Origin of the sequence: Mycobacterium sp. 663a-19 (assembly GCF_035616495.1) — a bacterium.
Lineage (GTDB): Bacteria > Actinomycetota > Actinomycetes > Mycobacteriales > Mycobacteriaceae > Mycobacterium.
Window position 1 is genome coordinate 34,544 of the sequence record NZ_JAPJAV010000014.1, and the last position, 25,409, is coordinate 59,952.

The window sequence follows — 25,409 nt, forward strand, 5'->3', positions numbered from 1 at the left end:
GGCATGAAGCTCGCCCGGCCCGATGTCTTCCATCCGCGCATCGTGCTGGCCGGGTGCCCGCAGCACCCTGCCGGCGACGGGGACGACGCCGGGCTGGTCACCGCGTTGCGTCGGCGCGGGCTGCATGCGCGGTGGCTGTCCTGGGACGATCCCGAAACCCGCCGCGCGCACCTGGTGATACTGCGCGCGACCCGCGACTACGCCGGGCGCCTCGACGAGTTCCTGACCTGGGCCCGTGCCGTGCCCAACCTGCTGAACGCGCCCGCCGTCGTCGCCTGGAACGCCGATCGGCGCTATCTGGGCGACCTGGCGGCCCGCGGGGTGCCGACGGTGCCGGGGGAGGCGTATGCGCCGGGCGAACGGCTTCGGTTGTCGCGCCGCGGCGACGTGTTCGTCGGCCCGGTCGTCGGCACCGGCACCCGCCGGTTCGGTGACCGGGCCGCGGCCGCGGGCTATGCGGCAGAACTGGGTCGGGGCGCCTGGGTGCAGCCCGCCGACCCCGCTCCCGAGACCGTGCTGGTCTTCATCGGTGGGGAACCGTCGCACGCATTCCCGGCCGACCCGGACTTCGAGGCCTGGGACGTGGGCGCCGCGGCGCTGGCCGCCGCCGCGGACCGGGTCGGCATCCAGACAAGCGAATTGCTTTATGCGCGAGCACATTTGAGCGGTTCGAAGCTGCTGGAGCTGGCGTTGGTGGACCCGTCGCTGGGCTGGCTGCGGCTGGACGCCGAAACCCGCGACCTCGCCCAGCGCGAGTTCGCGCTGGCCGTGGAGTCAGCGTGCGAGCGCCTCGGGCTGGGCCCGCTCTCGCATCCGGGTTCGCATCGACGCCCATAGGGCGGCGGTGGCCGCCGTGCACGCCGCCGCGCCGGCCACGTGGACGGCGACCAGCGCGGCGGGCACCCCGGTGAAGTATTGCGTGGTGCCGACGGCGGCCTGCGCGCACACCAGCGCCAGCAGGACGCCGAGGCGCAGCATGATGTCCCGGCCGGCGCGCACCGCCAGCAGCCCGAAGGCCAGCCCGACCAGCAGCGCGAGGTAGGCGACCAGCAACGACGAGTGCGCGTGCACCAGCGTCGGGATGTCCACCTCGAGCCGCGGCACCGTCCGGCTGGGGCTGCGGTCGCCCGCGTGCGGCCCGGCGGCGGTCACCAGCGTGCCGGTCACCAGCACCGCGGCCAGGTCCACCGCGGTCAGCGCCGTCAGCGCGCGCAGCGGCCCGGCCACCCGGTCGGCCACCACCCCGTCGTCGGGCTCGCCGACCTTGACGTAGAGCAGCACCGAAAGCCACACCATCGTCATCGACACGAGCAGGTGGACGGCCACCGTCCACCACAGCAGCCCGGTGCGCACGGTGATGCCGCCGATCACCGCCTGCACCAGCGTCGACACCGGCATCAGCCACGCGTAGGCGAGCACCTCGGCGCGCCGGCGCGCCCGGGTCACGGCCAGCACCGCCAGCGCCGCGGCGATGGCCACCGCGAAGGTGACCATCCGGTTGCCGAACTCGACCGCCTGGTGGACCCGCGGCACCTCGGCGACGGCCACCGGAACGAAGCTGCCCGGAAAGCACTGCGGCCAGGTGGGGCAGCCCAGCCCCGACGCGGTGACGCGGACGATGGCGCCGGTGACGGCGATGCCGCCCTGGGTGAGGATCACGGCGGCGGCGATGAGCCGCTGGATACGCAGGCTGGGGTCGGGGAGCAGGTCCACCAACCGCAACAGCGTTCGTCTCAGCACCGCCCGATCGTAGCGACGACTACGGCCTGTAGTAGAAGCGGGCGTTGACTCTGCGCTCATGGTGCGGCCCACTCGAACTTCTCCGCCCTGGACGCAGAGTCAACGCAAGGCCCGGGTCAGGTGAAGCGGAACCAGCGCAGCGCGGCCAGCGCCGCCGCCGCGCCCCACGCCGCCAGGACGACGACGCCGAACCAGTCCACCGACAACGTCATCGCCTGCGACAGCGCCTCGGTGAGCGCGTCGGACGGTGTCAGCCGGGCGGCCCATGTGAATCCCGGCGGGATCATCTTGATTTCCAGGGTCAGCGCGGCGAACCCGGCGAAGACGAACGACATCAGGTTGGCCACCACGAGCACGATCTCGGCCCGCAGCGTGCCGCCGAGCAGCAGGCCGAAGGCCGCGAAGCAGGCGGTGCCCAGCGCGATGATCACCGCGCCCAGCGCCAGCGCCGCCACGGAGGGCCGCCAGCCGAGCGCGAACCCGATGGCGCCCAGGATGATCGCCTGGATGAACACCACGGCGATCGTCGCCAGCGTCTTGCCGGCGATGACTCCCCAGACCGGCAGCGCCGTGGCGCCCAGCCGTTTGAGTGCGTTGTAGCGGCGGTCGAACGCGAGCGCGATCGCCTGCCCGGTGAACACCGTGGAGATCACCGCGAGCGCCATGACGAAGGGGACGAACGTGGCGGCGCGGTTGTCGCCGAACGATCCGAGCGGCAGCACCGTCAGGCCGACCAGCAGCGTGATCGGGATGGCCAGCGTCAGCAGGAACTGCTCGCCGTTGCGCAGCAGCAGCTTCAACTCGAGCGCGAACTGGGCGGCGAGCATGCGCGACACGGCGCTCGGGCGCGGGTCGGGGGTGAACGTGCCCTCGGGAAAAAGCGGGCCGCTCGTCTCCGTCGTGCTCACGGGCGCACCTCCCTGCCGGTCAGGTCGATGAACACGTCCTCGAGGCTGCGTTGCTCGACCCGCATGTCGGTGGCCAGCACGTCGATCTGCGCGAACCACGCCGCGACGGTCGCGAGCACCTGGGGGTTGATCGGGCCCTCGACCAGGTACCCGCCCGGCGTCGTCTCGCTGGCCTTGTAGTCCTCCGGCAGGGCGGCGGCCAACAGGGACAGGTCGAGCCGCGGCGGCGCGGTGAAGCGCAGCTGGTCCTTGGCGCCGGCGCGCTTCAGCTCCGCCGGCGTGCCCGAGGCCACGGTCACGCCGTGGTCGATGATGACCAGCCGGTCGGCCAGCTCCTCGGCCTCCTTGAGCTGGTGGGTGGTCAGCACCACCGTCACGCCGTCGCGGCGCAGCGCCTCGATCAGCTCCCAGACCACGAGGCGGGCGTGGGCGTCCATGCCCGCGGTCGGCTCGTCGAGGAACACCAGCTCGGGGCGGCTGACCAGCGCGCAGGCCAGCGCCAGCCGCTGTTGCTGGCCGCCGGATAGCCGCCGGTAGGTGGTGCGGGCGGCGTCGGTGAGGCCCACGATGTCGAGCAGCCATGCGGGGTCCAGCGGGTCGGCGGAGTAGGCGGCCACGAGGTTGAGCATCTCGCCGGCACGCGCCGTGGGGTAGCCGCCCCCGCCCTGCAGCATCACCCCGATGCGGGTGCGCAGCGCGGCGTTGTCGGCGATGGGGTCGAGCCCGAGCACCTCGAGCTTGCCGGCGTCGGGGCGGATGAAGCCCTCGCACATCTCGACGGTCGTGGTCTTGCCGGCGCCGTTGGGGCCCAGCAGCGCCAGGACCTCGGCGGCGTGCACGTCGAGGTCGAGGTTGGACACGGCCTTGGTCGCGCCGTATTGCTTGCTGACCCCGCGCAGTCGCACGACCGTGTCGGGGGTGTAGGGGCGCGAGCTCACGTGGAATCAGCGTAGGCGTCGGGTGTGGCCTCGGAACTAGGGGCCGGTCTCGGGGCCTCGCCGTTCGGCCCCGTGGCGGGCACCGGCTCCGGGCCGCGGCCGCCGTTGGGCAGCGGCCGCCACGGCAACCGGGTGTACGTCAGGGCGATGAGCGCCACCACGATGACGGTGCTGGCCAGGGTGGCATCCACGATCTGGAACAGCGCGAACCGGTCGCCGTTGGCCGTCGGGCCGAAGATGCCGACGACGAGGGTGATGACGATCGCGGCCACCCGGAAACCGGTGCGGGTGGCCCAGGCGGCCAGCGGGATGATCGCCCACAGCAGATACCACGGCTGCACCACGGGGAACAGCAGCACCGTGATGCCCAGCGCGACGCCGAGCCCGCCGATCGGGTGCAGCCGGCCGCGGAAGACGGCTACCAGCAGCCACACCACCAGCACCATGATGATCAGCACGCCGATGCCACGCGTCAGGGCCAGCACGGCGGTGGTGTGATCGCCCAGCCCCAGCAGGATGCCCACCTGCCCGGTGCCCAGGGCCAGCAGCGTGGGCGGCGACATCCAGCTCCGGACGACGTTCGCGGTGCCCAGCGTGTAGATCCAGCCGAACCCCAGCCCGCTGGCCCAGCCGACGAGGGCCATCACCGACAGGGACAGCGCCGCCATCCCGCCGCCGGCCAGCAGCAGCGCCCGCAGGTTGCCGCCGCAGCGATGCGCCAGCGCCATCGTGACGAACCCGAGCGCCAGCAGCGACGGCAGCTTCACCTGCGACGACAGGGTGATCAGGATCGCGCCTGCCAGGAGCATGCCCAGGGGCTCCCAGTCCGGGCCCAACCGCCACGACCGGGGCAGCACGCGCGGGGAGTCGATGCCACGCAGCGCGAATTCGGCGCCGGCCAGCATCAGCCCGAGCATCAGCGCCTCGTTGTGGATGCCGGCGACCAAATGCATGATCAGCAGCGGATTCGCCGCGCCCAGCCACAGCGCGCTGACCTCGGCGACGCCGCAGCGCCGGGCCAGCCGGGGCGTCGCCCACACGATCAGGCCCACCCCGAGCAGCACCACAAGCCGGTGACACAGCACCGCGGCGACGATGTTTTCGCCGGTCAGGGCCGAGATTCCGCGGCCGATCCACAGGAACAACGGGCCGTAGGGCGCCGGCGTCTCGCGCCACAGGCTGGGCACCGACAGCGTGAACACATGGGAGAGGCCGAGCCCGGACGCCGGGCCGACCCGGTAGGGATCGAGCCCCTCCAGCGAGATCTGGCTCTGCGCCAGGTAGGAGTAGACGTCCTTGCTGTACATCGGCGGGGCGATCAGCAGCGGCAGCGTCCAGACCAGCAGGGTGCGGTCCAGGTCGCCGCGCGACATCCGCCTGCTGCCCAGCGCGAACCGGCCGAGCATCAGCCAGGCCAGCGCCATCATGACCGCCCCGGTCGTCGTCATCGTCAGCGATACCGTCTGGATGCGCGACGGCAGGTTGAGCAGCCGGACCCCGAACGTCGGGTCCTGCACGACGGGCCGGGCGCCGGCGCCCAGGGCGCCGATCGCCATCAGGACGGTGCCGGTGGCGCCGAACAGCCGGGTGCGCCGCAGCGCGGTGAGCTCGGTATCGTTCAGCGGCGTGCCCACGGCCTGCTCGTCGCCGTGCAGGCTGGCGATCGAGGAGCTCAGCGTGTGGTGGCGGCCTGCCATCAGAGCAGCGTAGCCGGTGTGACCAGCGCAACCGTCCACGCAGGGCACCCTTGCTAGACCGATCCCCGGAATTGCGTCACACTGGTGTTGTGAAAATCCCCGTAGCGTCAGCGCAGAATGCTGGCCCGGTTGCCGATGGGCACACTCGCCGGGCCATCGTGCGCTTGCTGCTGGAATCCGGATCGATCACGGCCGGCGAGATCGGTGACCGGCTGGGCCTGGCGGCCGCCGGCGTGCGCCGGCACCTCGACGCGCTGATCGAGGCCGGCGACGCCGAGTCCACGGCCGCCGCGCCGTGGCAGCAGGTGGGGCGCGGCCGGCCGGCGAAGCGCTTTCGGCTGACCGCGGCGGGCCGGGCCAAGCTCGACCACGCCTACGACGACCTGGCGGCCGCGGCCATGCGGCAGCTGCGGGAAATCGGCGGTGAGGACGCGGTGCGGACGTTCGCCCGCCAGCGCATCGACGCCATCCTGGCCGATGTGCCGGCGGCCGACAGCGCCGAGGACGACGACGTCGAGGCGGCCGCCGAGCGGGTCGCCCGCGCGCTGACCAACGCCGGCTACGTCGCCACCACGACGCGGGTCGGCGGGCCGATCCACGGCGTGCAGATCTGCCAGCACCATTGCCCGGTATCCCACGTCGCCGAGGAATTCCCGGAGCTGTGCGAGGCCGAGCAGCAGGCGATGGCCGAGGTGCTGGGGACCCACGTGCAGCGGTTGGCGACCATCGTCAACGGCGACTGCGCCTGCACCACCCACGTGCCTCTTACCCCGGCGCCCAGCCCGCGCCGCGACACCACGAGCATCAAAGGAGCGTCCGTATGACACTCACACCCGAGGCCAGCAAGACCGCGACTCCCGTCGCGCCGCTGACCCAGGAGGAGGCCATCGCCTCGCTGGGCCGGTACGGCTACGGCTGGGCGGACTCCGACATCGCGGGCGCCAGCGCCCAGCGCGGGCTGTCCGAGGCGGTGGTGCGCGACATCTCCGCGAAGAAGAACGAGCCCGAGTGGATGCTGCAGAACCGGCTGAAGGCGCTGCGCATCTTCGAGCGCAAGCCGATGCCGACGTGGGGCTCGAACCTGGGCGGCATCGACTTCGACAACATCAAGTACTTCGTGCGGTCCACCGAAAAGCAGGCTGCCACTTGGGATGATTTGCCAGAAGACATTAGAAATACATACGACAGGCTGGGAATTCCTGAAGCAGAAAAGCAAAGATTGGTTGCTGGAGTAGCGGCTCAATATGAATCCGAGGTTGTTTACCACCAGATCAGAGAGGATTTAGAGGCTCAGGGAGTCATTTTTCTTGACACCGATACTGGTTTGCGGGAACACCCCGAGATATTTAAGCAGTATTTCGGAACGGTAATTCCAGCGGGCGATAATAAGTTTTCTGCATTGAATACAGCCGTGTGGAGCGGCGGATCGTTCATCTACGTCCCGCCCGGTGTGCACGTCGACATCCCGCTGCAGGCCTACTTCCGGATCAACACCGAGAACATGGGCCAGTTCGAGCGAACGCTGATCATCGCCGACGAGGGCGCGTACGTGCACTACGTCGAGGGCTGCCTGCCCGCCGGTGAGTTGATCACGACCGCCGACGGCGACTTGCGGCCCATCGAGTCGATCCGCGTCGGCGACTACGTCACCGGCCACGACGGGCGGCCCCACCGCGTCACCGCTATGCAGATGCGCGACCTCAACGGCGAGCTGTTCACCTTCACGCCGATGTCGCCCGCCAACAAGTTCTCGGTCACCGCGGAACACCCCTTGCTGGTCGTTCCGCGTGATGAGGTGCGTGTTATGCGTAAAGAGCGCAACGGGTGGAAGGCGGAAGTCAACAGTGCCAAGCTGCGCTCCACCGAGCCGCGGTGGATCGCGGCCAAGGATGTGGCCGACGGCGACTTCTTGATTTATCCCAAGCCGAAGCCGGTCCCGCACAAAACGGTGCTGCCCCTTGAATTTGCCCGCCTGGCCGGCTACTACCTGGCCGAGGGTCATGCCTGTCTTACCAATCATGCTGAATCGCTTGTGTTCTCGTTCAACAGCAACGAGTTCGACTACGTCGAAGAGGTGCGGCAGGCGTGCAAGTCGTTGTATGAGACAGCGGGCTCGGTGCTTATTGAGGAGCACAAGCATTCCGCGCGAGTCCTGGTCTACACCAAGGCTGGATACGCGGCCATGCGCCAACACGTCGGGTCGGGTTCATCCAACAAGAAGCTGTCCGACACCCTGATGCGCCAGGACGAGACGTTCCTGCGGGAGCTGGTCGACGCCTATGTCAACGGAGATGGCAACGTCACGAGGCGAAACGGTGCGCTGTGGACGCGGGTCCACACGACGTCACGTATTTGGGCTTTCCAGCTTCAGGCCATCCTCGCGCGACTGGGTCGCTACGCCACAGTCGAACTGCGTCGCTCGGGCGGTCCTGGGGTGATCCAGGGTCGCAACATCGTCCGTAAGGATCTGTACCAGGTCCAATGGACCGAAGGCGGTAATGGGACCCGGCAGGTCCGTGATTGCGGCGATTACTTCGCCGTGCCGATCAAGAAGCGGACTGTGCGTGAGGCGCATGAGCCGGTCTACAACCTCGATGTCGAAGCGCCGGACAGCTACCTTGCCTACGGGTTCGCGGTGCACAACTGCACGGCGCCGATCTACAAGTCGGACTCGCTGCACTCCGCGGTGGTCGAGATCATCGTGAAACCGCATGCGCGCGTTCGCTATACGACGATTCAGAACTGGTCGGGCAACGTCTACAACCTGGTTACCAAGCGGGCCCGCGCCGAGGCCGGCGCCACCATGGAGTGGATCGACGGCAACATCGGGTCGAAGGTGACCATGAAGTACCCGGCGGTGTGGATGACCGGCGAGCACGCCAAGGGCGAGGTGCTGTCGGTGGCGTTCGCCGGCGAGGACCAGCATCAGGACACCGGCGCCAAGATGCTGCACCTGGCGCCGAACACGTCGAGCAACATCGTGTCCAAGTCGGTGGCCCGTGGCGGGGGCCGCACGTCCTACCGCGGCCTGGTGCAGGTGAACAAGGGCGCGCACGGGTCACGCTCCAGCGTGAAATGCGATGCGCTGCTGGTCGATACGATCAGCCGCAGCGACACCTACCCCTACGTCGACATCCGCGAGGACGACGTCACGATGGGCCACGAGGCCACCGTGTCGAAGGTCAGCGAGAACCAGCTGTTCTACCTGATGAGCCGCGGCCTGACCGAGGACGAGGCGATGGCCATGGTGGTGCGCGGCTTCGTCGAGCCGATCGCCAAGGAGCTTCCGATGGAGTACGCGCTGGAGCTCAACCGGCTGATCGAGCTGCAGATGGAAGGCGCGGTCGGGTAAGTGACGGAATTGACCGAAGCGGTTGAGGGTTCGTCGCTCGCCGCTGCCAACAAGGGCGAGCTCTTCTCGTCCTTCGACGTCGACGCGTTCGAGGTGCCGCACGGCCGCGACGAGATCTGGCGGTTCACCCCGCTGCGCCGGTTGCGCGGCCTGCACGACGGCTCGGCGCCGGCCACCGGTAGGGCCCAGATCGACGTCGCCGAACAACAGGGCGTGCACGTCGAGACCGTGCGCCGCGGCGACGAGCGGCTCGGTCAGGGCGGCGCGCCCACCGACCGCGTTGCGGCCCAGGCGTTTTCGTCGTTCAACACCGCGACGGTGGTCACCGTCGGGCGCGACACGCGGATCGCCGATCCGGTGAACATCACCGTCACCGGGCCCGGCGCGGGCGCGGTCGCTTACGGGCATCTGCAGATCCGCGTCGAAGAGCTCGGCGAGGCCGTCGTGGTCATCGACCACCGGGGCGGTGGGACCTACGCCGACAACGTCGAGTTCGTCGTCGACGACGCCGCCCGGCTCACCGTCGTGTGGATCGCCGACTGGGACGACGACATGGTCCACGTGAGCGCGCACCACGCGCGGCTGGGCCGGGACGCGGTGCTGCGGCACGTCGCGGTCACGCTGGGCGGCGAGGTGGTGCGGTTGTCGGCCGGCGTGCGCTACTCGGGGCCCGGCGGGGACGCCGAGCTGCTCGGGCTGTACTTCGCCGACGACGGTCAGCACCTGGAGTCGCGGCTGCTGGTCGACCACGCCCACCCCGACTGCAAGTCCAACGTGCTGTACAAGGGTGCGCTGCAAGGGGATCCGGAGTCCGGCCTGCCCGACGCGCACACCGTGTGGGTGGGCGACGTGCTGATCCGCGCCGAGGCCACCGGCACCGACACCTTCGAGGTCAACCGCAACCTGGTGCTCACCGACGGGGCGCGGGCGGACTCTGTCCCCAACCTGGAGATCGAGACCGGCGAGATCGTCGGCGCCGGGCACGCCAGTGCCACCGGGCGTTTCGACGACGAGCAACTGTTCTATCTACGCTCCCGCGGCATCCCGGAAGACCAGGCCCGCCGGCTGGTGATCCGCGGCTTCTTCGGCGAGATCATCTCCAAGATCGCCGTGCCCGAGGTGCGGGAACGCCTGACCGCGGCCATAGAAACCGAACTGGCCATCACAGAAAAGACGACAGCTTCATGACGACTCTCGAAATCAAGGACCTGCACGTCAGTGTCGAGAACCCGACCGCCGCCGACGGCGAACGGGAGATCCCGATCCTCAACGGCGTCAACCTGACCGTGAAATCCGGTGAGACGCATGCGTTGATGGGCCCCAACGGCTCCGGCAAGTCGACGCTGTCCTACGCGATCGCCGGCCACCCCAAGTACCGGGTCACCTCCGGCTCCATCACGCTGGACGGCGAGGACGTGCTGGCGATGAGCGTCGACGAGCGCGCCCGGGCCGGGATATTCCTGGCCATGCAGTATCCCGTCGAGGTGCCCGGCGTGTCGGTGTCGAACTTCCTGCGCTCGGCGGCGACCGCGGTCCGCGGCGAGGCCCCGAAGCTGCGGCACTGGGTCAAGGAGGTCAAGTCGGCGATGACGTCGCTGGAAATCGACCCGGCCTTCGCCGAGCGCAACGTCAACGAGGGCTTCTCCGGCGGCGAGAAGAAGCGCCACGAGATCCTGCAACTCGAACTGCTCAAACCCAAGATCGCCGTCCTGGACGAGACCGACTCGGGGCTGGACGTCGACGCGCTGCGGGTGGTCAGTGAGGGTGTGAACCGCTACGCCGAGACCGAGCACGGCGGGATCCTGCTGATCACGCACTACACCCGCATCCTGCGCTACATCCACCCGGAATACGTGCACGTCTTCGTCGGTGGCCGCATCGCCGAGTCCGGCGGCCCGGAGCTGGCCGACGAGCTCGAGCAGAACGGCTACGAGCGCTTCTCCCAAGCGGCGGCCGCGGGGGCGTAACCATGGCGGCGGCACACCTGGACGTCGACGCGATCCGTGCGGACTTCCCGATCCTCAAGCGGGTGATGCGCGGCGGAAATCAGCTGGCGTATCTGGATTCCGGGGCCACGTCCCAGCGCCCGCTGCAGGTGCTCGACGCCGAGCGCGAGTTCCTGATCACCTCCAACGGCGCCGTTCACCGCGGCGCGCACCAGCTGATGGAGGAGGCGACCGACGCCTACGAGCAGGGCCGCGCCGACATCGCGGCGTTCGTCGGCGCCGATCCCGACGAGCTGGTCTTCACCAAGAACGCCACCGAGGCGCTCAATCTGGTGTCATACGTGCTGGGCGACAACAGGTTCGAGCGCGCGGTGTCGCAGGGCGACGTCACCGTCACCACCGAGCTCGAGCATCACGCCAACCTGGTGCCGTGGCAGGAACTGGCCCGGCGCACCGGGGCGACGCTGCGCTGGTATGGGGTCACGGAGGACGGGCGCATCGACCTGGACTCGCTTGAGCTCGACGAGCGCGTCAAAGTCGTTGCGTTCAGCCACCATTCGAACGTGACCGGCGCGCTGGCGCCGGTGGCCGAGCTGGTCGACCGGGCCCGGGCGGTGGGCGCGCTGACCGTGCTCGACGCCTGCCAGTCGGTGCCGCACGAGCCCGTCGATCTGCACGCACTCGGCGTCGATTTCGCCGCGTTCTCCGGACATAAGATGCTGGGCCCCAACGGGATCGGCGTGCTGTACGGTCGCCGTGAGCTGCTGTCGGCGATGCCCCCATTTCTCACCGGCGGTTCGATGATCGAGAACGTGGCCATGGAGGCCTCCACCTACGTGCCGCCGCCGCAGCGGTTCGAGGCGGGCACCCCGATGACCTCGCAGGTGGTCGGGCTGGCCGCGGCGGCCCGCTATCTGGACGCCATCGGCATGGAGGCCGTCGCCGCCCACGAACGCGAACTGGTCGCCGCCACCATCGACGGCCTGTCCGGCATCGACGCGGTGCGCATCGTCGGGCCGGCGTCGATGGAAAACCGCGCCTCCCCGGTGGCATTCGTCGTCGACGGGGTTCATGCGCACGACGTCGGCCAGGTGCTCGATGACGAGGGCGTCGCCGTGCGGGTCGGGCACCATTGCGCGCTGCCCCTGCACCGCAGGTTCGGCCTGGCGGCCACCGCGCGGGCGTCGTTCGCGGTGTACAACACCGCCGACGAGGTCGAGCGACTGGTGGCCGGGGTGCGGCGTGCCCTGGACTTCTTCGGGGGGGCCTGAACATGCGCCTGGAGCAGATCTATCAGGACGTGATCCTCGATCATTACAAGCACCCGCAGCACCGGGGGTTGCGGGAGCCGTTCGGCGCGCAGGTCTTTCACGTCAACCCGGTCTGCGGTGACGAGGTCACCCTGCGCGTGACCCTGTCCGGCGACGGCGAGACCGTCGCGGACGTGTCCTACGACGGGCAGGGCTGCTCGATCAGCCAGGCTTCCACGTCGGTGCTCACCCAGCAGGTGATCGGGCAGAGCGTCGGCGAGGCGCTCAAGACCGTCACCGCGTTCACCGAGATGGTGTCCTCGCGGGGCACCGTCGAGGGTGACGAGGACGTCCTGGGCGACGGCATCGCCTTCGCTGGAGTGGCCAAGTACCCGGCGCGGGTGAAATGCGCGTTGCTGGGCTGGATGGCGTTCAAAGACGCACTGGCCCAGGCCAGCGCAAGCTTCGAGGAGGACCAAAAATGAGCGAAACGACCGCACCAGACGAATTGCTCGCCGACGTCGAGGAGGCGATGCGCGACGTCGTCGACCCCGAACTGGGGATCAACGTCGTCGATCTCGGACTGGTCTACGGACTGAGCGTCGAGGAGGGCGACGAGGGGACCGTCGCCCTGATCGACATGACGTTGACGTCGGCGGCCTGCCCGCTGACCGACGTCATCGAGGACCAGTCGCGCAGCGCCCTGGTCGGCGCCGGGCTGGTCGACGACCTGCGGATCAACTGGGTGTGGAACCCGCCGTGGGGCCCGGACAAGATCACCGACGACGGGCGCGAGCAGCTGCGCGCCCTCGGCTTCACGGTCTGAATTCGCCGCCCCGCTAAGCCACTAAAGGTGGAGGTGGGGCAGGTGCAGGTGGTGGTGCGGGTGCCCCATCGGCGGGCATCCTTCCAGGCTGATCGTCGTCGCGTGCAGCACGCCGCCGTCCTGCGTCCCCTGGGCGCCCATGCATTTTCCGTGCACGATCGCCTGAGCGCTGCTGGTTGTCTGCCTGTTGTAGGACGTCGTGTTGGCGACCGTCACGTCGGTGGGAGCGGCCGGGCCGCCGGGGCCGATGCCGGTGACGGCGATGGTGTTGCCCGACACCGAGGCGACCGTGCCGAAAAACCCGGCCGGCGGCGGGCATTTGCCGTCGACGGCGCCGGTGATCGTCACGGCCTGGGCGATGATCCCGCCACCGGTCGGAGCGCTCTGCGGCGTGCCCCGCACGTTGATGCAACTGCCGGGCGTGACGTCGCTCAGCCGCGCCGGGCTGACGTCGACGACCCGGGTCGACGGCGTGAAGTCCACGGTGGCGGACCCGGTGCGGGTCCTGAGCGCGATCGTTTCGCCCGACACCGACTCGACCAGGCCCTCGACGTAGTCCTTGCCCACCGGAGGCGGCGCCGGCGCCGGTGCGGGCGCCGCGCTGGGGGCTGAGCTCGGGGGAAGCGCCGTCACGGTCGGCTTTCCCGTGTTGCTGGTGCTGGACGTGCTGTCCGAGGGGCCGCACATGGCGACGCCCAACGCGATCGCGACGAGCACCCCGACGATCGCGAATTGCGCCAGCCGGGGTCTGCTCGTGATGGTAGGCATCGACGTTTCTCCGATCGCCCGTTCAGCCTGCGCAGTCGGGTACCCCCGAAACGGGGTTTCTCACAAGCGCGCCGACCTATGTGACAGCAATCACCCGCTGAGGTCGGGCTCTCAGAACGCGTCCTCGGGCAGCCGCATGATGTCGTCGTCGAGGGTTTCGATGATCTGGCGCAGCGAGGTCAGCCTCGGCAGCATGTTCTTGGCGAAGAACGCCGCGACCGCAACCTTGCCCCGATAGAACGCCTCGTCGTCCTTTGTGGCGCCATTCGCCGCCGCATCGGCCAGCGCGGTGTGCGCGATGCCGGCCTGCACCAGCAATCGCCAGCCGATGAGCAGGTCGCCGATGGCGAGCAGGTAGCGCACCGACGCCAGCCCCACCTTGTAGATGTCGGTGGGCTGCTGGGTGGCGGACATGAGAAATCCGGTCAGCGCGCCCGTCATCGCCGTGGCGTCGTGCAGCGCGGTTTGCAGCAGCCCGGCCAGCGGCTTGAGCGCCTCGTCACACGTGTCGATGGTCTGGCCGATCTGAGCCGTCACGAACTGCAGCGCCTCGCCGCGGTCGCGGACGATCTTGCGGAAGAAGAAGTCCAGCGCCTGGATCGCGGTGGTGCCCTCGTAGAGCGAATCGATCTTGGAGTCGCGGATGTACTGCTCCAGCGGATAGTCGACCAAAAAGCCCGAGCCGCCCAGCGTCTGCAGCGACTCCGTCAGGATCTCGTAGGCCCGTTCGGAGCTCACCCCCTTGACGATCGGCAGCAGCAGGTCGTCCACGCGGTGCGCCATGTCGTGATCTGCGCCCGAAACATGTTGCGCGACAGCATCATCCTGGTGCGCGGCGGCGTACAGATACAGCGCCCGCAGACCCTCGGCGTACGCCTTCTGGGTCATCAGGCTGCGGCGCACATCGGGATGGTGCATGATCGTGACCCGCGGCGCGGTCTTGTCGGCCATCTGGGTGAGGTCGGCGCCCTGCACCCGCTCCTTGGCGTACGCCAGCGCGTTCAGGTACCCGGTCGACAGGGTGCCGGCGGCTTTGACGCCGATCGTCATGCGGGCGTGCTCGATCACGGTGAACATCTGCGCGATCCCGTTGTGCACGCCGCCCACCAGGTAGCCGACGGCGGGCACATCGGTTGCCCCGAAGGTCATTTCGCACGTCGGGGAGGACTTGATCCCCATCTTGTGCTCGAGCCCCGTCGCGAAAACCCCGTTGCGGGGCCCGAGTTCGAACGTGTCGGGGTCGAAGAGGTAGTTGGGAACGTAGAACAGGCTCAACCCCTTGGTGCCCGGGCCGGCGCCCTCGGGCCGGGCCAGCACCAGGTGGAAGATGTTCTCGGCGGTGTTGCCCACGTCGCCACCGGAGATGAACCGCTTGACCCCCTCGATGTGCCAGGTGCCGTCGGGTTGCTCGACGGCCTTGGTGCGGCCGGCCCCGACGTCGGAGCCCGCGTCGGGCTCGGTGAGCACCATGGTGGACTCCCAGCCGCGCTCCACGCCGGCCGCGGCCCATCGCCGTTGTTCCTCGTTGCCCTCGATGTAGAGGGCCTGCGCCAGCACCGGGCCCAGGTGGTAGAAGTTCGCCGACGGATTGGCGCAGATGATCATCTCGTTGACCGCCCACGCCAGCGGCGCGGGAGCTGGCATGCCGCCGATCTCCTCGGCCATGCCCAGCCGCCACCAGCCCGCCTCCTTGATCGCCTGCACCGTCTTGGCCAACTCGGGCGCGACGCTGATGGTGTGGGCCACCGGGTCGAACACCGGCGGGTTGCGGTCGGCGAACGCGAAGGATTCGGCGACCGGCCCCTCGGCCAGGCGGGCGGCCTCGGCCAAGATCGTGTGGACGGTGTCGGCATCGAGGTCGCCGTAGGCCCCGGTGCCGAGGACGGCGCCGATGTCGAGGACCTCGAACAGGTTGAACTCCAGGTCGCGCACGTTGGCGATGTAGTGGCCCAAGTCAATTCCCTCGCTGGTTCGCTGGAGGAGGATCGTTCGCCGTAAGTGTGTCCGACGTGGGAAAACGTACGCAACCGTAACCTGCGGGAACATCGGGGCGGCCCGGCTCGTTGGGCGAACTGTGACAACACGCGATCTCACTGCCGAGCAGTTCAACGAGACCATCGAGGGCAACGACATCGTCCTGGTCGATTTCTGGGCCTCGTGGTGCGGACCGTGCCGCCAGTTCGGGCCGACCTTCCAGGCGTCGTCGGAGAAACACCCCGACATCGTGCACGCCAAGGTCGACACCGAGGCCGAACAACAGCTGGCGGCGGCGGCCCAGATCCGGTCGATACCCACCCTGATGGCCTTCAAGAAGGGCAAGCTGCTGTTCAACCAGGCCGGGGCCCTGCCGCCGGCGGCGCTGGAGGACCTGGTGCAGCAAATCAAGGCGTTCGACGTGGACGCCGCCCAGGCCGAGCAAGGCTGACACCGGGTTTTTCCCCGGTGCGCGCTACCGTGCACGGGTGAGTTTGGTACTCGTCGAACAGCCGCGGCCCGGCGTCGCCCTGATAACCCTCAACCGGCCCGAGCGGATGAACTCCATGGCGTTCGACGTCATGGTCCCGCTGAAGGAGGCCCTGGAGAAGGTCACCTACGACAACTCCGTGCGCGTGGTGGTGCTGACCGGGGCCGGCCGGGGGTTCTCGTCGGGCGCCGACCACAAATCCGCCGGCACCGTGCCGAACGTCGACGGCCTCACCCGGCCGACCTATGCGCTGCGCTCGATGGAGGTGCTCGACGACGTCATCCTGGGGCTGCGGCGGCTGCACCAACCGGTGATCGCGGCGGTCAACGGCCCGGCGATCGGCGGTGGGCTGTGCCTGGCGCTGGCCGCCGACATCCGGGTCGCCTCGACCAACGCCTACTTCCGCGCCGCGGGCATCAACAACGGCCTGACCGCCAGCGAACTCGGGCTGAGCTACCTGCTGCCCAGGGCCATCGGATCGTCGCGCGCGTTCGAGATCATGCTGACCGGCCGCGACGTGTCCGCCGAGGAGGCCGAGCGGATCGGGCTGGTGTCGTGCCAGGTGCCGGAGGCCCAGCTGCTGGACACCTGCTACGCGATCGCGGCCCGGATCGCCGCGTTCTCGCGGCCGGGAATCGAGTTGACCAAGCGCACACTGTGGGCTGGACTGGACGCCGGTAGCCTGGAAGGGCACATGCAAGCCGAGGGCTTGGGTCAGCTTTTCGTCCGTCTGCTCACCGCCAACTTCGAAGAAGCGGTTGCCGCGCGCGCGGAACGGCGCCCGCCGGTCTTCACCGACGACAAATAGTTTTATTTCAGGAGAGCGATCGTGATCACGGCCACGGACCTCGAGGTCCGCGCGGGTGCGCGCATCCTGCTCTCACCCGACGGCCCGGACCTGCGGGTGCAGCCCGGCGACCGCATCGGGCTGGTCGGGCGCAACGGCGCGGGCAAGACGACCACGCTGCGCATCCTGGCGGGGGAGAGCGAGCCGTACGCCGGCTCGGTCACCCGCACCGGCGAAATCGGTTACCTGCCACAGGATCCCAAGGAGGGCGATCTCGACGTGCTGGCCCGCGACCGGGTGCTGTCCGCGCGCGGCCTGGATGTGTTGCTCACCGACCTGGAAAAGCAGCAGGCGTTGATGGCCGAGGTCGCCGACGACGACGCCCGTGACCGCGCGATCCGTCGCTACGGCCAGCTGGAGGAGCGGTTGGTGGCGCTGGGCGGATACGGCGCCGAAAGCGAGGCCGGTCGCATCTGCGCGAGTCTCGGTCTGCCGGAACGGGTCTTGACGCAGCAGCTGCGCACGCTGTCCGGCGGGCAACGCCGCCGGGTCGAGCTGGCGCGCATCCTTTTCGCCGCGTCGGACAGCGGCGCCGGCTCGTCGACCACGCTGCTGCTGGATGAGCCCACCAACCACCTCGACGCGGATTCGCTTGGCTGGCTGCGCGATTTCCTGCGCGCACACACCGGCGGGCTGGTGGTCATCAGCCACAACGTCGAATTGATCGCCGACGTCGTCAACCGGGTGTGGTTCCTGGACGCCGTGCGCGGCGAGGTCGACATCTACAACATGGGCTGGCAGAAGTACCTCGATGCCCGCGCCACCGACGAGCAAAGACGCCGACGCGAACGCGCCAACGCCGAGCGCAAGGCGGCCGCCCTGCGCACGCAGGCCGCGAAGCTGGGCGCCAAGGCCACCAAAGCCGTTGCGGCCCAAAACATGTTGCGCCGCGCCGACCGGATGATGGCCGCGCTCGATGAGGAGCGCGTCGCCGACAAGGTGGCCCGCATCAAATTTCCCACCCCGGCCCCGTGCGGGCGCACGCCGCTGGTGGCCACCGGGCTGGGCAAGTCGTACGGGTCGCTGGAGGTGTTCACCGGCGTGGACCTGGCGATCGACCGCGGCTCGCGGGTGGTGGTGCTGGGGCTCAACGGCGCGGGCAAGACCACGCTACTGCGACTGCTGGCCGGCGTCGAGAGTCCCGACACCGGGGGGCTCGAGCCGGGACACGGTTTGCGAATCGGATATTTCGCGCAGGAGCACGACACCCTCGACGACGACGCCACGGTGTGGGAGAACGCCCGGCACGCCGCACCCGACTCCGGCGAGCAGGACCTGCGCGGCCTGCTCGGGGCCTTCATGTTCAGCGGCCCGCAGCTCGACCAGCCCGCCGGCACCCTGTCCGGTGGGGAGAAGACCCGCCTCGCGCTGGCCGGCCTGGTGGCGTCCACGGCGAACGTCCTGCTGCTCGACGAACCGACCAACAATCTGGACCCGGCGTCGCGCGAACAGGTTCTCGACGCGCTGCGCAGCTATCGCGGCGCGGTGGTGCTGGTGACGCACGACCCCGGGGCGGCCGAGGCGCTCGACCCGCAACGCGTCGTGCTGTTGCCCGACGGCACCGAGGACTATTGGTCCGACGAATACCGGGATCTGATCGAGCTGGCTTGATCTTGATGTCGCCGCAGCCGATTTCGCGAAATCGCCCACGCGGTTCACGGGGGTTCTTACTCTATGGGCTTGGGATCGTGTTCGAGCGTGGAGGGCCCCAGTGAGAAAGTCGAAGAAGACACGCGACCAGTTGCTGCACGAGCTACGCAACGCCTATGAAAGCGGGGCGAGCATCCGCAATCTGGTCGCCACCACCGGCAGGTCGTACGGGTCGATTCACAGCATGCTGCTCGAGTCGGGCACCACGATGCGCAGCCGCGGCGGGCCCAACCACATCTCCCGCCGCCGATAGGCCGCTCGCCCAAATCAGGTGCGCCGCACCGAGTTTTCCACCAGGTCGAGGACTGCGGCCAGCCGCCGCGGGTCTTCGCCGGACGCCAGCCGCGCGACCAGCCCGTCGAGAACCAGCTCCAGGTAGCAGCGCAACACGTCGCCGGACACGTCGTCGCGCACCCGGTGCGCCTCCTTTTGCCGGCGCAGCCGATCGGTCGTCGCCGCCGCCAGCTCCGCGGAGCGCTCCGCCCATCCGCGACTGAACGCCGGGTCGTTGCGCAGCTTGCGCGCGATCTCCAGCCGGGTGGCCAGCCAGTCGTACTGTTCGGGCGCGGCGAGCATGTCGCGCATCACCTGGATCAGGCCCTCGCGCGAGGCGACGTCGGCCATCCGCTCGGCATCCTCGTGTGCCAGCGCGAAAAACAGCGCGTCCTTGTCGCGGAAGTGATGGAAGATCGCCCCGCGCGACATCCCGATCGCCTGTTCCAGGCGCCGCACCGTGGCCCTGTCATAGCCGTGTTCGGCGAAGCAGCGGCGGGCACCGTCGAGAATCTGACGACGGCGAGCCGCCAGATGGTCCTCGCTGACTTTGGGCACTGGCTCGCCCGGGGCTAGCCAGACTTGAGCATGTTGCGCAGCACGTACTGCAGGATGCCGCCGTTGCGGTAGTAGTCGGCCTCACCCGGGGTGTCGATGCGCACCACCGCGTCGAACTCGACCGGATCCCCGGAGTCCTTGCTCGCCTTGACGCGCACCGTCTTGGGCGTCTTGCCGTCGTTGAGCGCCTCGATGCCGGTGATGTCAAAGACCTCCGTGCCGTCCAGCCCAAGGTCTCCCGCCGTCTTGCCCTCGGGGAACTGCAGCGGGATGACGCCCATGCCGATCAGGTTGGAGCGGTGGATGCGCTCGAAAGACTCGGCGATCACCGCCCGCACGCCCAGCAGCAGCGTGCCCTTGGCCGCCCAGTCGCGCGACGAGCCGGATCCGTACTCCTTGCCGCCCAGCACCACCAGCGGAATGTCTTGTGCCGCATAGTTTTGCGCGGCGTCGTAGATGAACGCCTGCGGCCCGCCATCCTGGGTGAAGTCGCGGGTGTAGCCGCCGGCCACGTCGTCCAGCAGCAGGTTGCGCAGCCGGATGTTGGCGAAGGTGCCGCGGATCATCACCTCGTGGTTGCCGCGCCGGGAGCCGAAGGAGTTGTAGTCCTTGCGGTCCACGCCGTGCTCGTCGAGGTACTGCGCCGCCGGGGTGCCCGGCTTGATGCTGCCGGCGGGGGAGATGTGGTCGGTGGTCACCGAGTCGCCCAGCAGGGCGAGCACCCGCGCGCCGCTGATGTCGCTGACGGGCTCGGGGTCCGCGGACATGCCCTCGAAGTACGGGGGCTTGCGCACGTAGGTCGAGTCCTCGTTCCACTCGAAGGTGTTGCCGCTCGGGGTCGGCAGGTTGCGCCACCGCTCGTCGCCCTTGAACACGTCGGCGTAGTTCTTGGTGAACATCTCCTGATTGATCGCCGAGGCGATGGTGTCCGAGACGTCCTTCTGCGACGGCCAGATGTCTTTGAGGAAGACGTCGTTGCCGTCCTTGTCCTTGCCCAGCGGCTCGGATTCGAAGTCGAAGTCCATGGTCCCGGCCAGCGCGTAGGCGATCACCAGCGGCGGCGACGCGAGGTAGTTCATCTTCACGTCGGGGTTGATGCGGCCCTCGAAGTTCCGGTTGCCCGACAGCACGGCCGCCACCGAGAGGTCGTTGTCGTTGACCGCCTTCGAGATCTCGTCGGGCAGCGGCCCCGAGTTGCCGATGCAGGTGGTGCAGCCGTAGCCGACCAGATAGAAGCCGAGCTTCTCCAAATACGGCCACAGGCCGGCCTTTTCGTAGTAGTCGTGGACCACCTGTGAGCCCGGCGCCATCGTGGTCTTCACCCACGGCTTGGAGGCCAGCCCCTTTTCCACCGCGTTGCGGGCCAGCAGCGCAGCGCCCAGCATCACCTCGGGATTGGAGGTGTTGGTGCACGACGTGACCGCGGCGATCACCACCGCGCCGTGGTCGAGCACGAACTCGCCGAGCTCGTCGGATTTGACCGTCACCGGGTTGCTCACCCGGCCGTTGGCGTGCTTGGCGGCCGACTCCACCGGCTTGTGGTCGTCGGCGTGGCCGTTGGTCACCACCCCCGGGTCGCTGGCCGGGAACGTCTCGTCGACCACCTCGTCCAGCTTCGAGTAGTCCTTCTTGTCGGGGTCGTCGCCGACGTAGCCGGGAATCTGCTCGCGGAACGTGGATTTGGCTTCCGACAACGCGATTCGGTCCTGCGGACGCTTCGGCCCGGCGATCGACGGCACCACGTCGGACAGGTTGAGTTCGATGTATTCCGAGTACTTGGGCTCGTGCTCGGGGTCGTGCCACATGCCCTGCTCTTTGGCGTAGGCCTCGACCAGAGCCAGCTGCTCGGGCTTGCGCCCGGTGAACTTCAGGTAGTCGATGGTCTCCTGGTCGATCGGGAAAATCGCTGCGGTGGAACCGAATTCGGGACTCATGTTGCCCAGGGTGGCGCGGTTGGCCAGCGGCACCTCGGCCACGCCCTCGCCGTAGAACTCGACGAACTTGCCGACCACGCCGTGCTTGCGCAGCATCTGGGTGACGGTCAGCACCACGTCGGTGGCCGTCACGCCCGGCTGGATCTCACCGGTCAGCTTGAAGCCGACGACGCGGGGAATCAGCATCGACACCGGCTGGCCGAGCATCGCGGCCTCGGCCTCGATGCCGCCCACGCCCCAGCCGAGCACGCCGAGGCCGTTGACCATCGTGGTGTGCGAGTCGGTGCCCACGCACGTGTCGGGGTACGCCACCCCGTCGCGCTCCATCACGACGCTCGCCAGGTACTCGATGTTGACCTGGTGCACGATGCCGGTGCCCGGCGGCACCACCTTGAAGTCGTCGAAAGCGCCCTGGCCCCAGCGCAGGAACTGGTAGCGCTCGCCGTTGCGCTGGTACTCGATCTCGACGTTGCGCTCGAACGCGTCGGCGCGGCCGAACAGGTCGGCGATCACCGAGTGGTCGATCACCAGGTCGGCCGGCGCCAGCGGGTTGACCTTTTCCGGGTTGCCGCCGAGGTCGGCGATGGCCTCGCGCATGGTGGCCAGGTCGACGATGCACGGCACGCCGGTGAAGTCCTGCATCACCACCCGCGCCGGCGTGTACTGGATCTCAATGCTGGGTTCCGCGTTGGGATCCCAGTTCGCGATGGCCTGGATGTGATCCTTGGTGATGTTCTTGCCGTCCTCGTTGCGCAGCAGGTTCTCGGCGAGGACCTTGAGGCTGTAGGGGAGCTTCTCGGTGTTGGGGACGGCGTCGAGGCGATAGATCTGGTAACTCTTGTCGCCGACCTCTAGGGTGTTGCGGGCTCCGAACGAGTTCACAGAATCAGTCACTTCAACTCCCAAGGATTTAGTTCTTCGCCGACGGGCCGTGCCGGCGCGGTGCCAACTTTAACAGTACGCTTGTCCTGCATTGCGCCGGCACTCGTATATCCAGTCTTGTCTCGCGGGGCACGGGTTTAAACCCCTCGCGACGTCCCAATGCATGCCGACCCACCTCGTATGGGCGAGCCGAGACTTAACGCACTGCCACCGCCGTCGGCGTGTTGTGTGCGTGGTTTACGTGTCGCGTACGGTTCCTTTAGCACTGGGCTAGCACTGGGCAGAAAGTGGCAGGAGGGAAGTCAATGACCGGGCAACCTTCTTTCGATTCCCCGCTGCCTCAGACCATCCCGGCGCTGCCGCAGTACATCCCGCAGGACGTCGACATGACGGCGGTCAAGGCCCAGGTCGCGGCGACCGGGGTCAGCGCGCCGCCGGATGCCGCGCCGGCGCTGCTCGGCATCGTCAACCAGGCGCACGCCGAGGGCATCAACCTCAAGATCGTCCTGCTCGACCACAACCCCCCGAACGACACGCCCCTGCGCGACATCTCGACGGTGGTCGGCGCCGACTACCACGACGTCACCGTGCTGACGCTCAGCCCGAGCTACGTCGGCAGCTACAGCACGCACTTCCCGCGGGTGACGCTCGAGGCCGGCGAGGACATCGCCAAGACGGGCAATCCGACGGTCTCGGCGCAGCACTTTCTGAACGAGCTCAACGCCCCCGAATTTCCCTGGACGGGGTTGACGATCGCTTTGCTGATCGGGGTGCTCGCGGCGGCCGTCGGCACCCGGCTGCTGCAGTTGCGCGCCAAGCGATCAGCAACGCCGGCGGCCGCGGCCCAACCCCCACCCGAGGAGCCCGGTCAGGGCGCCTGACCAGCGTTTCGAGCCCGGCCGAAAATGCCGGGCGAACCCGTCGGGCCGCTGCGGCAAACACGCCAGGTCACTATTCGGTCACAGTAAACGCACTTCCAGAGTGCAGTTTGTTGCTCGCGTTTCCATAGCGTGCGGTGTGACGTACGGTGCAAATGATGCTCATGTTGTCTTTGGTGTTTGCCGAGAAATCTGTGATTTGCGCCGTCCTTCGCGCTGAGCCATAGGAGACCCGAGTCGAATGACACGTACCCCCCGTGGCTCCTCCGCGCGACCGATCGCCAGGCTGCTCCGGCCGGTCATCCCGTCGGTCCTGAGCGCGGCCCTGCTGGTGTGCACGCCGGGCCTGGCGCACGGCGACCCCAACGCCGACAGGCTGGCCGCGCTGATCGCGAACGTCGCCAAGGCCAACCAGCGCATGCAGGACCTGAGCGCCGAAATCCAGACCGCGCAGGAAAGCGTCAACAAGGCGCTGGTCGACGTGGAGATCGCCCGCGACAACGAGGCCGCTGCCGCCCGCGACCTGGAGGCCAGCCAGCAGGGGGTCAAGGACGCCAACGCCGCCATCGCCGCGGCCCAGCGCCGGTTCAACACCTTCGCGGCGGCGACGTACATGAACGGCCCGTCCGGCGCCTACCTGACCGCGACCAGCCCCGACGAGATGATCGCCACCGAAACCGCCGCCCGGACCCTGACCGCCAGTTCCCGGGCGGTGATGGACAACCTGCAGCGGGCCCGGACCGAGCAGGTGAACAAGGAATCGGCGGCGCGGCTGGCCAAGCAGAAGGCGGACAAGGCCGCCGCCGACGCGAAGGCCAGCCAGGACGCCGCGGTGGCCGCGCTCGTCGACTCGAGGCGCAAGTTCGACGAACAGCGTGCGGAGGCCGCGCGCCTGGCCGCCGAGCGCGAGGAGGCCCAGGCCAAACTCGAGACGGCCCGGCTCGAGGCCGCACGCCAATGGTCGGCCGGCAAAGGGCCCGCGGTGCCGCCGTCGGGCGACCGGTGGGATCCCGGATCACCGGGCGGCGCGCCGCCCGCCGGCGGCCGCCAGTGGGATGGCCTCTGGGACCCGTCGCTGCCGATGATCCCCAGCGCCAACGTTCCCGGCGACCCGATCGCGGTGATCAACCAGGTGCTGGGCATCTCGGCGACCTCGACGCAGGTCACCGCCGGCATGGGACGCAGTTTCCTGCAGCAGCTGGGCATCCTCAAGCCCGACGACACCGGCATCACCAACGCCACCCCGAACGGCACCAGCCGGATCCCCCGCGTGTACGGGCGGCAGGCCACCGAGTACGTGATTCGCCGCGGCATGTCCCAGATCGGGGTGCCCTACTCCTGGGGTGGCGGCAACGCCGCCGGGCCCAGTAAGGGCATCGACTCCGGCGCAGGCACGGTCGGTTTCGACTGCTCGGGCCTGGTCCTGTATTCGTTCGCCGGGGTCGGCATCAAGCTGCCGCACTACTCGGGTGCGCAGTACAACCTGGGCCGCAAGATCCCGTCGTCGCAGATGCGCCGCGGCGACGTCATCTTCTACGGCCCGGGCGGCAGCCAGCACGTGACGATCTATCTCGGCGACGGCCAGATGCTCGAGGCCCCCGACGTCGGCCTCAAGGTGCGCGTCGCGCCCGTGCGCACCAGCGGCATGACCCCCTACGTCGTCCGCTACATCGAGTGGTGACCACCACGGTGAGCACCGAACGAGGAGCCATGCGGCGCAAGGGTTTTCGGCTGTCCCTGGCCTGGGCCGCCACGGTGGTGGTCGCGTTGACGTTGTCCGTCGCCGCTCCCGCCACCGCCGACCCGGGCCAGTGGGACCCCACCCTGCCCGCCACCATCAGCGCCGGCGCGCCGGGGGACCCGCTGGCCGTCGCCAATCAGTCGCTGCAAGCCACCGCGCAGGCCACCCAGACCACGCTGGATCTGGGCAAGCAGTTCCTCAGCGGGCTGGGGATCAACCTCGGCGGCGACCCGCCCGCCGCCGCGACCCCGACCAACCCCGGCGGGAAGATCCCGCGGGTCTACGGCCGGCAGGCGATCGAGTACGTGATCAAGCGGATGGGATCGCAGATGGGCGTGCCGTACTCGTGGGGCGGCGGCTCGCTGGACGGTCCCAGCAAGGGCGTCGGCGACGGCGCCAACATCACCGGGTTCGACTGCTCGGGCCTGATGCGCTACGGCTTCGCCGGCGTCGGCGTGCTGATCCCGCGGTTCTCCGGTGACCAGTACAACGCCGGCCGCCACATTCCTCCCAACGAGGCCAGGCGCGGCGACCTCATCTTTTACGGCCCGGGCGGCGGCCAACACGTCACCATGTACCTGGGCAACGGTCAGATGCTGGAGGCGTCCGGCAGTGCCGGCAAGGTCACGGTCAGCCCGGTCCGCAAGCCCGGGATGACGCCGTTCCTGACTAGGATCATCGAGTACTGAGCCGGGTGTGCGAACCGCGACGTCGACGGGAACCGGCGGGCCTGGAATAGTTGGACGAGGGCACGTCG

General features: G+C 68.8%; 21 protein-coding genes and 2 pseudogenes. 15 read left to right on the top strand and 8 right to left on the bottom strand.

All coding sequences use genetic code 11. The features are described from left to right. Positions 1-3 precede the first annotated feature (3 nt). Complete coding sequence (locus tag OQ968_RS21655; RefSeq protein ID WP_324681348.1) at positions 4-837, top strand: hypothetical protein; 834 nt, start codon at positions 4-6, stop codon at positions 835-837. Here the strand turns inward: OQ968_RS21655 and OQ968_RS21660 are convergent. The 4 genes from OQ968_RS21660 to mptB all read right to left on the bottom strand — a co-directional run bounded on the left by OQ968_RS21660 (position 775) and on the right by mptB (position 5,283). After that, positions 775-1,740, bottom strand: a complete 966-nt coding sequence (locus OQ968_RS21660; RefSeq protein ID WP_420715976.1) for a COX15/CtaA family protein — start codon at positions 1,738-1,740, stop codon at positions 775-777. The genes OQ968_RS21655 and OQ968_RS21660 overlap by 63 nt on opposite strands. Before the next feature lie 116 nt (positions 1,741-1,856). Beyond that, positions 1,857-2,567 carry an ABC transporter permease gene (locus OQ968_RS21665; protein ID WP_324681464.1) on the bottom strand — a complete coding sequence of 237 codons (711 nt, stop codon included), beginning with the start codon at positions 2,565-2,567 and terminating at the stop codon, positions 1,857-1,859. 77 nt (positions 2,568-2,644) lie between these two features. Next, positions 2,645-3,586 (bottom strand): ABC transporter ATP-binding protein, encoded by a 942-nt coding sequence (locus OQ968_RS21670; protein ID WP_324681349.1) that lies wholly within the window; start codon positions 3,584-3,586, stop codon positions 2,645-2,647. Then, positions 3,583-5,283 (bottom strand): polyprenol phosphomannose-dependent alpha 1,6 mannosyltransferase MptB, encoded by a 1,701-nt coding sequence (mptB, locus tag OQ968_RS21675; protein WP_324681351.1) that lies wholly within the window; start codon positions 5,281-5,283, stop codon positions 3,583-3,585. Before mptB ends, OQ968_RS21670 begins: the two co-directional genes overlap by 4 nt. On the opposite strand from mptB, the gene OQ968_RS21680 reads away from it, so the two are divergent. From OQ968_RS21680 to OQ968_RS21710, 7 genes and pseudogenes are all read left to right on the top strand, one after another. Next, positions 5,277-6,107 carry a metalloregulator ArsR/SmtB family transcription factor gene (locus tag OQ968_RS21680; protein ID WP_324681466.1) on the top strand — a complete coding sequence of 277 codons (831 nt, stop codon included), beginning with the start codon at positions 5,277-5,279 and terminating at the stop codon, positions 6,105-6,107. The two genes, mptB and OQ968_RS21680, sit on opposite strands and share 7 nt — an antisense overlap. Further along, positions 6,104-8,635 (top strand): intein-containing Fe-S cluster assembly protein SufB, encoded by a 2,532-nt coding sequence (sufB, locus tag OQ968_RS21685; RefSeq protein ID WP_324681467.1) that lies wholly within the window; start codon positions 6,104-6,106, stop codon positions 8,633-8,635. Before OQ968_RS21680 ends, sufB begins: the two co-directional genes overlap by 4 nt. Then, the gene (gene sufD, locus OQ968_RS21690; protein WP_324681353.1) at positions 8,636-9,823 is read left to right on the top strand and encodes a Fe-S cluster assembly protein SufD; all 1,188 of its coding nucleotides are present in this window, start codon (positions 8,636-8,638) and stop codon (positions 9,821-9,823) included. After that, positions 9,820-10,602 (top strand): Fe-S cluster assembly ATPase SufC, encoded by a 783-nt coding sequence (gene sufC, locus OQ968_RS21695; protein ID WP_324681355.1) that lies wholly within the window; start codon positions 9,820-9,822, stop codon positions 10,600-10,602. Before sufD ends, sufC begins: the two co-directional genes overlap by 4 nt. 2 nt (positions 10,603-10,604) lie before the next feature. Next, entirely contained in the window at positions 10,605-11,852 is a 1,248-nt protein-coding gene (locus OQ968_RS21700) for a cysteine desulfurase (RefSeq protein ID WP_324681357.1), read from the top strand. Further along, a pseudogene (gene sufU / locus OQ968_RS21705) lies at positions 11,849-12,332 on the top strand (Fe-S cluster assembly sulfur transfer protein SufU); the annotation flags it as partial. The gene OQ968_RS21700 and the pseudogene sufU, both read left to right, overlap by 4 nt. Beyond that, on the top strand, positions 12,313-12,657 hold the full coding sequence (locus OQ968_RS21710) for a metal-sulfur cluster assembly factor (protein WP_324681358.1): 345 nt from the start codon (positions 12,313-12,315) through the stop codon (positions 12,655-12,657). The pseudogene sufU and the gene OQ968_RS21710, both read left to right, overlap by 20 nt. A gap of 21 nt (positions 12,658-12,678) precedes the next feature. Here the strand turns inward: OQ968_RS21710 and OQ968_RS21715 are convergent, their stop codons facing one another. Beyond that, the gene (locus OQ968_RS21715) at positions 12,679-13,425 is read right to left on the bottom strand and encodes a hypothetical protein (RefSeq protein ID WP_324681359.1); all 747 of its coding nucleotides are present in this window, start codon (positions 13,423-13,425) and stop codon (positions 12,679-12,681) included. A 111-nt stretch (positions 13,426-13,536) separates the two neighbouring features. Continuing rightward, positions 13,537-15,378 (bottom strand): acyl-CoA dehydrogenase, encoded by a 1,842-nt coding sequence (locus OQ968_RS21720; protein ID WP_324681361.1) that lies wholly within the window; start codon positions 15,376-15,378, stop codon positions 13,537-13,539. Between the two features lie 121 nt (positions 15,379-15,499). Between OQ968_RS21720 and trxA the strand changes: the two genes are divergently transcribed. The 4 genes and pseudogenes from trxA to OQ968_RS21740 all read left to right on the top strand — a co-directional run bounded on the left by trxA (position 15,500) and on the right by OQ968_RS21740 (position 18,639). After that, positions 15,500-15,850 carry a thioredoxin gene (trxA, locus tag OQ968_RS21725; protein WP_324681362.1) on the top strand — a complete coding sequence of 117 codons (351 nt, stop codon included), beginning with the start codon at positions 15,500-15,502 and terminating at the stop codon, positions 15,848-15,850. Between the two features lie 19 nt (positions 15,851-15,869). Continuing rightward, positions 15,870-16,697: pseudogene (locus tag OQ968_RS21730) on the top strand (enoyl-CoA hydratase); the annotation flags it as partial. Positions 16,698-16,718: 21 nt separating this feature from the next. Beyond that, positions 16,719-18,347: an ABC-F family ATP-binding cassette domain-containing protein gene (locus tag OQ968_RS21735; protein WP_324681364.1), complete on the top strand. Its 1,629-nt coding sequence runs from the start codon at positions 16,719-16,721 to the stop codon at positions 18,345-18,347. A gap of 100 nt (positions 18,348-18,447) precedes the next feature. Beyond that, complete coding sequence (locus OQ968_RS21740) at positions 18,448-18,639, top strand: helix-turn-helix domain-containing protein (RefSeq protein ID WP_420715977.1); 192 nt, start codon at positions 18,448-18,450, stop codon at positions 18,637-18,639. A gap of 14 nt (positions 18,640-18,653) precedes the next feature. On the opposite strand, the gene OQ968_RS21745 is transcribed toward OQ968_RS21740, so the two are convergent. Together OQ968_RS21745 and OQ968_RS21750 are read right to left on the bottom strand one after the other, a co-directional pair. Beyond that, on the bottom strand, positions 18,654-19,217 hold the full coding sequence (locus OQ968_RS21745) for a helix-turn-helix domain-containing protein (RefSeq protein ID WP_324681365.1): 564 nt from the start codon (positions 19,215-19,217) through the stop codon (positions 18,654-18,656). 14 nt (positions 19,218-19,231) lie between these two features. Further along, positions 19,232-22,045 carry an aconitate hydratase gene (locus tag OQ968_RS21750; RefSeq protein ID WP_324681367.1) on the bottom strand — a complete coding sequence of 938 codons (2,814 nt, stop codon included), beginning with the start codon at positions 22,043-22,045 and terminating at the stop codon, positions 19,232-19,234. A 293-nt stretch (positions 22,046-22,338) separates the two neighbouring features. Between OQ968_RS21750 and OQ968_RS21755 the strand changes: the two genes are divergently transcribed. The 3 genes from OQ968_RS21755 (at position 22,339) to ripB (ending at position 25,341) form a co-directional block, all read left to right on the top strand. Beyond that, entirely contained in the window at positions 22,339-22,914 is a 576-nt protein-coding gene (locus OQ968_RS21755) for a DUF6676 family protein (RefSeq protein ID WP_324681368.1), read from the top strand. A gap of 238 nt (positions 22,915-23,152) precedes the next feature. Further along, the gene (gene ripA / locus OQ968_RS21760) at positions 23,153-24,592 is read left to right on the top strand and encodes an NlpC/P60 family peptidoglycan endopeptidase RipA (RefSeq protein WP_324681369.1); all 1,440 of its coding nucleotides are present in this window, start codon (positions 23,153-23,155) and stop codon (positions 24,590-24,592) included. Positions 24,593-24,621: 29 nt separating this feature from the next. Beyond that, positions 24,622-25,341 (top strand): NlpC/P60 family peptidoglycan endopeptidase RipB, encoded by a 720-nt coding sequence (ripB, locus tag OQ968_RS21765; RefSeq protein WP_324681469.1) that lies wholly within the window; start codon positions 24,622-24,624, stop codon positions 25,339-25,341. Positions 25,342-25,409: the final 68 nt, after the last annotated feature.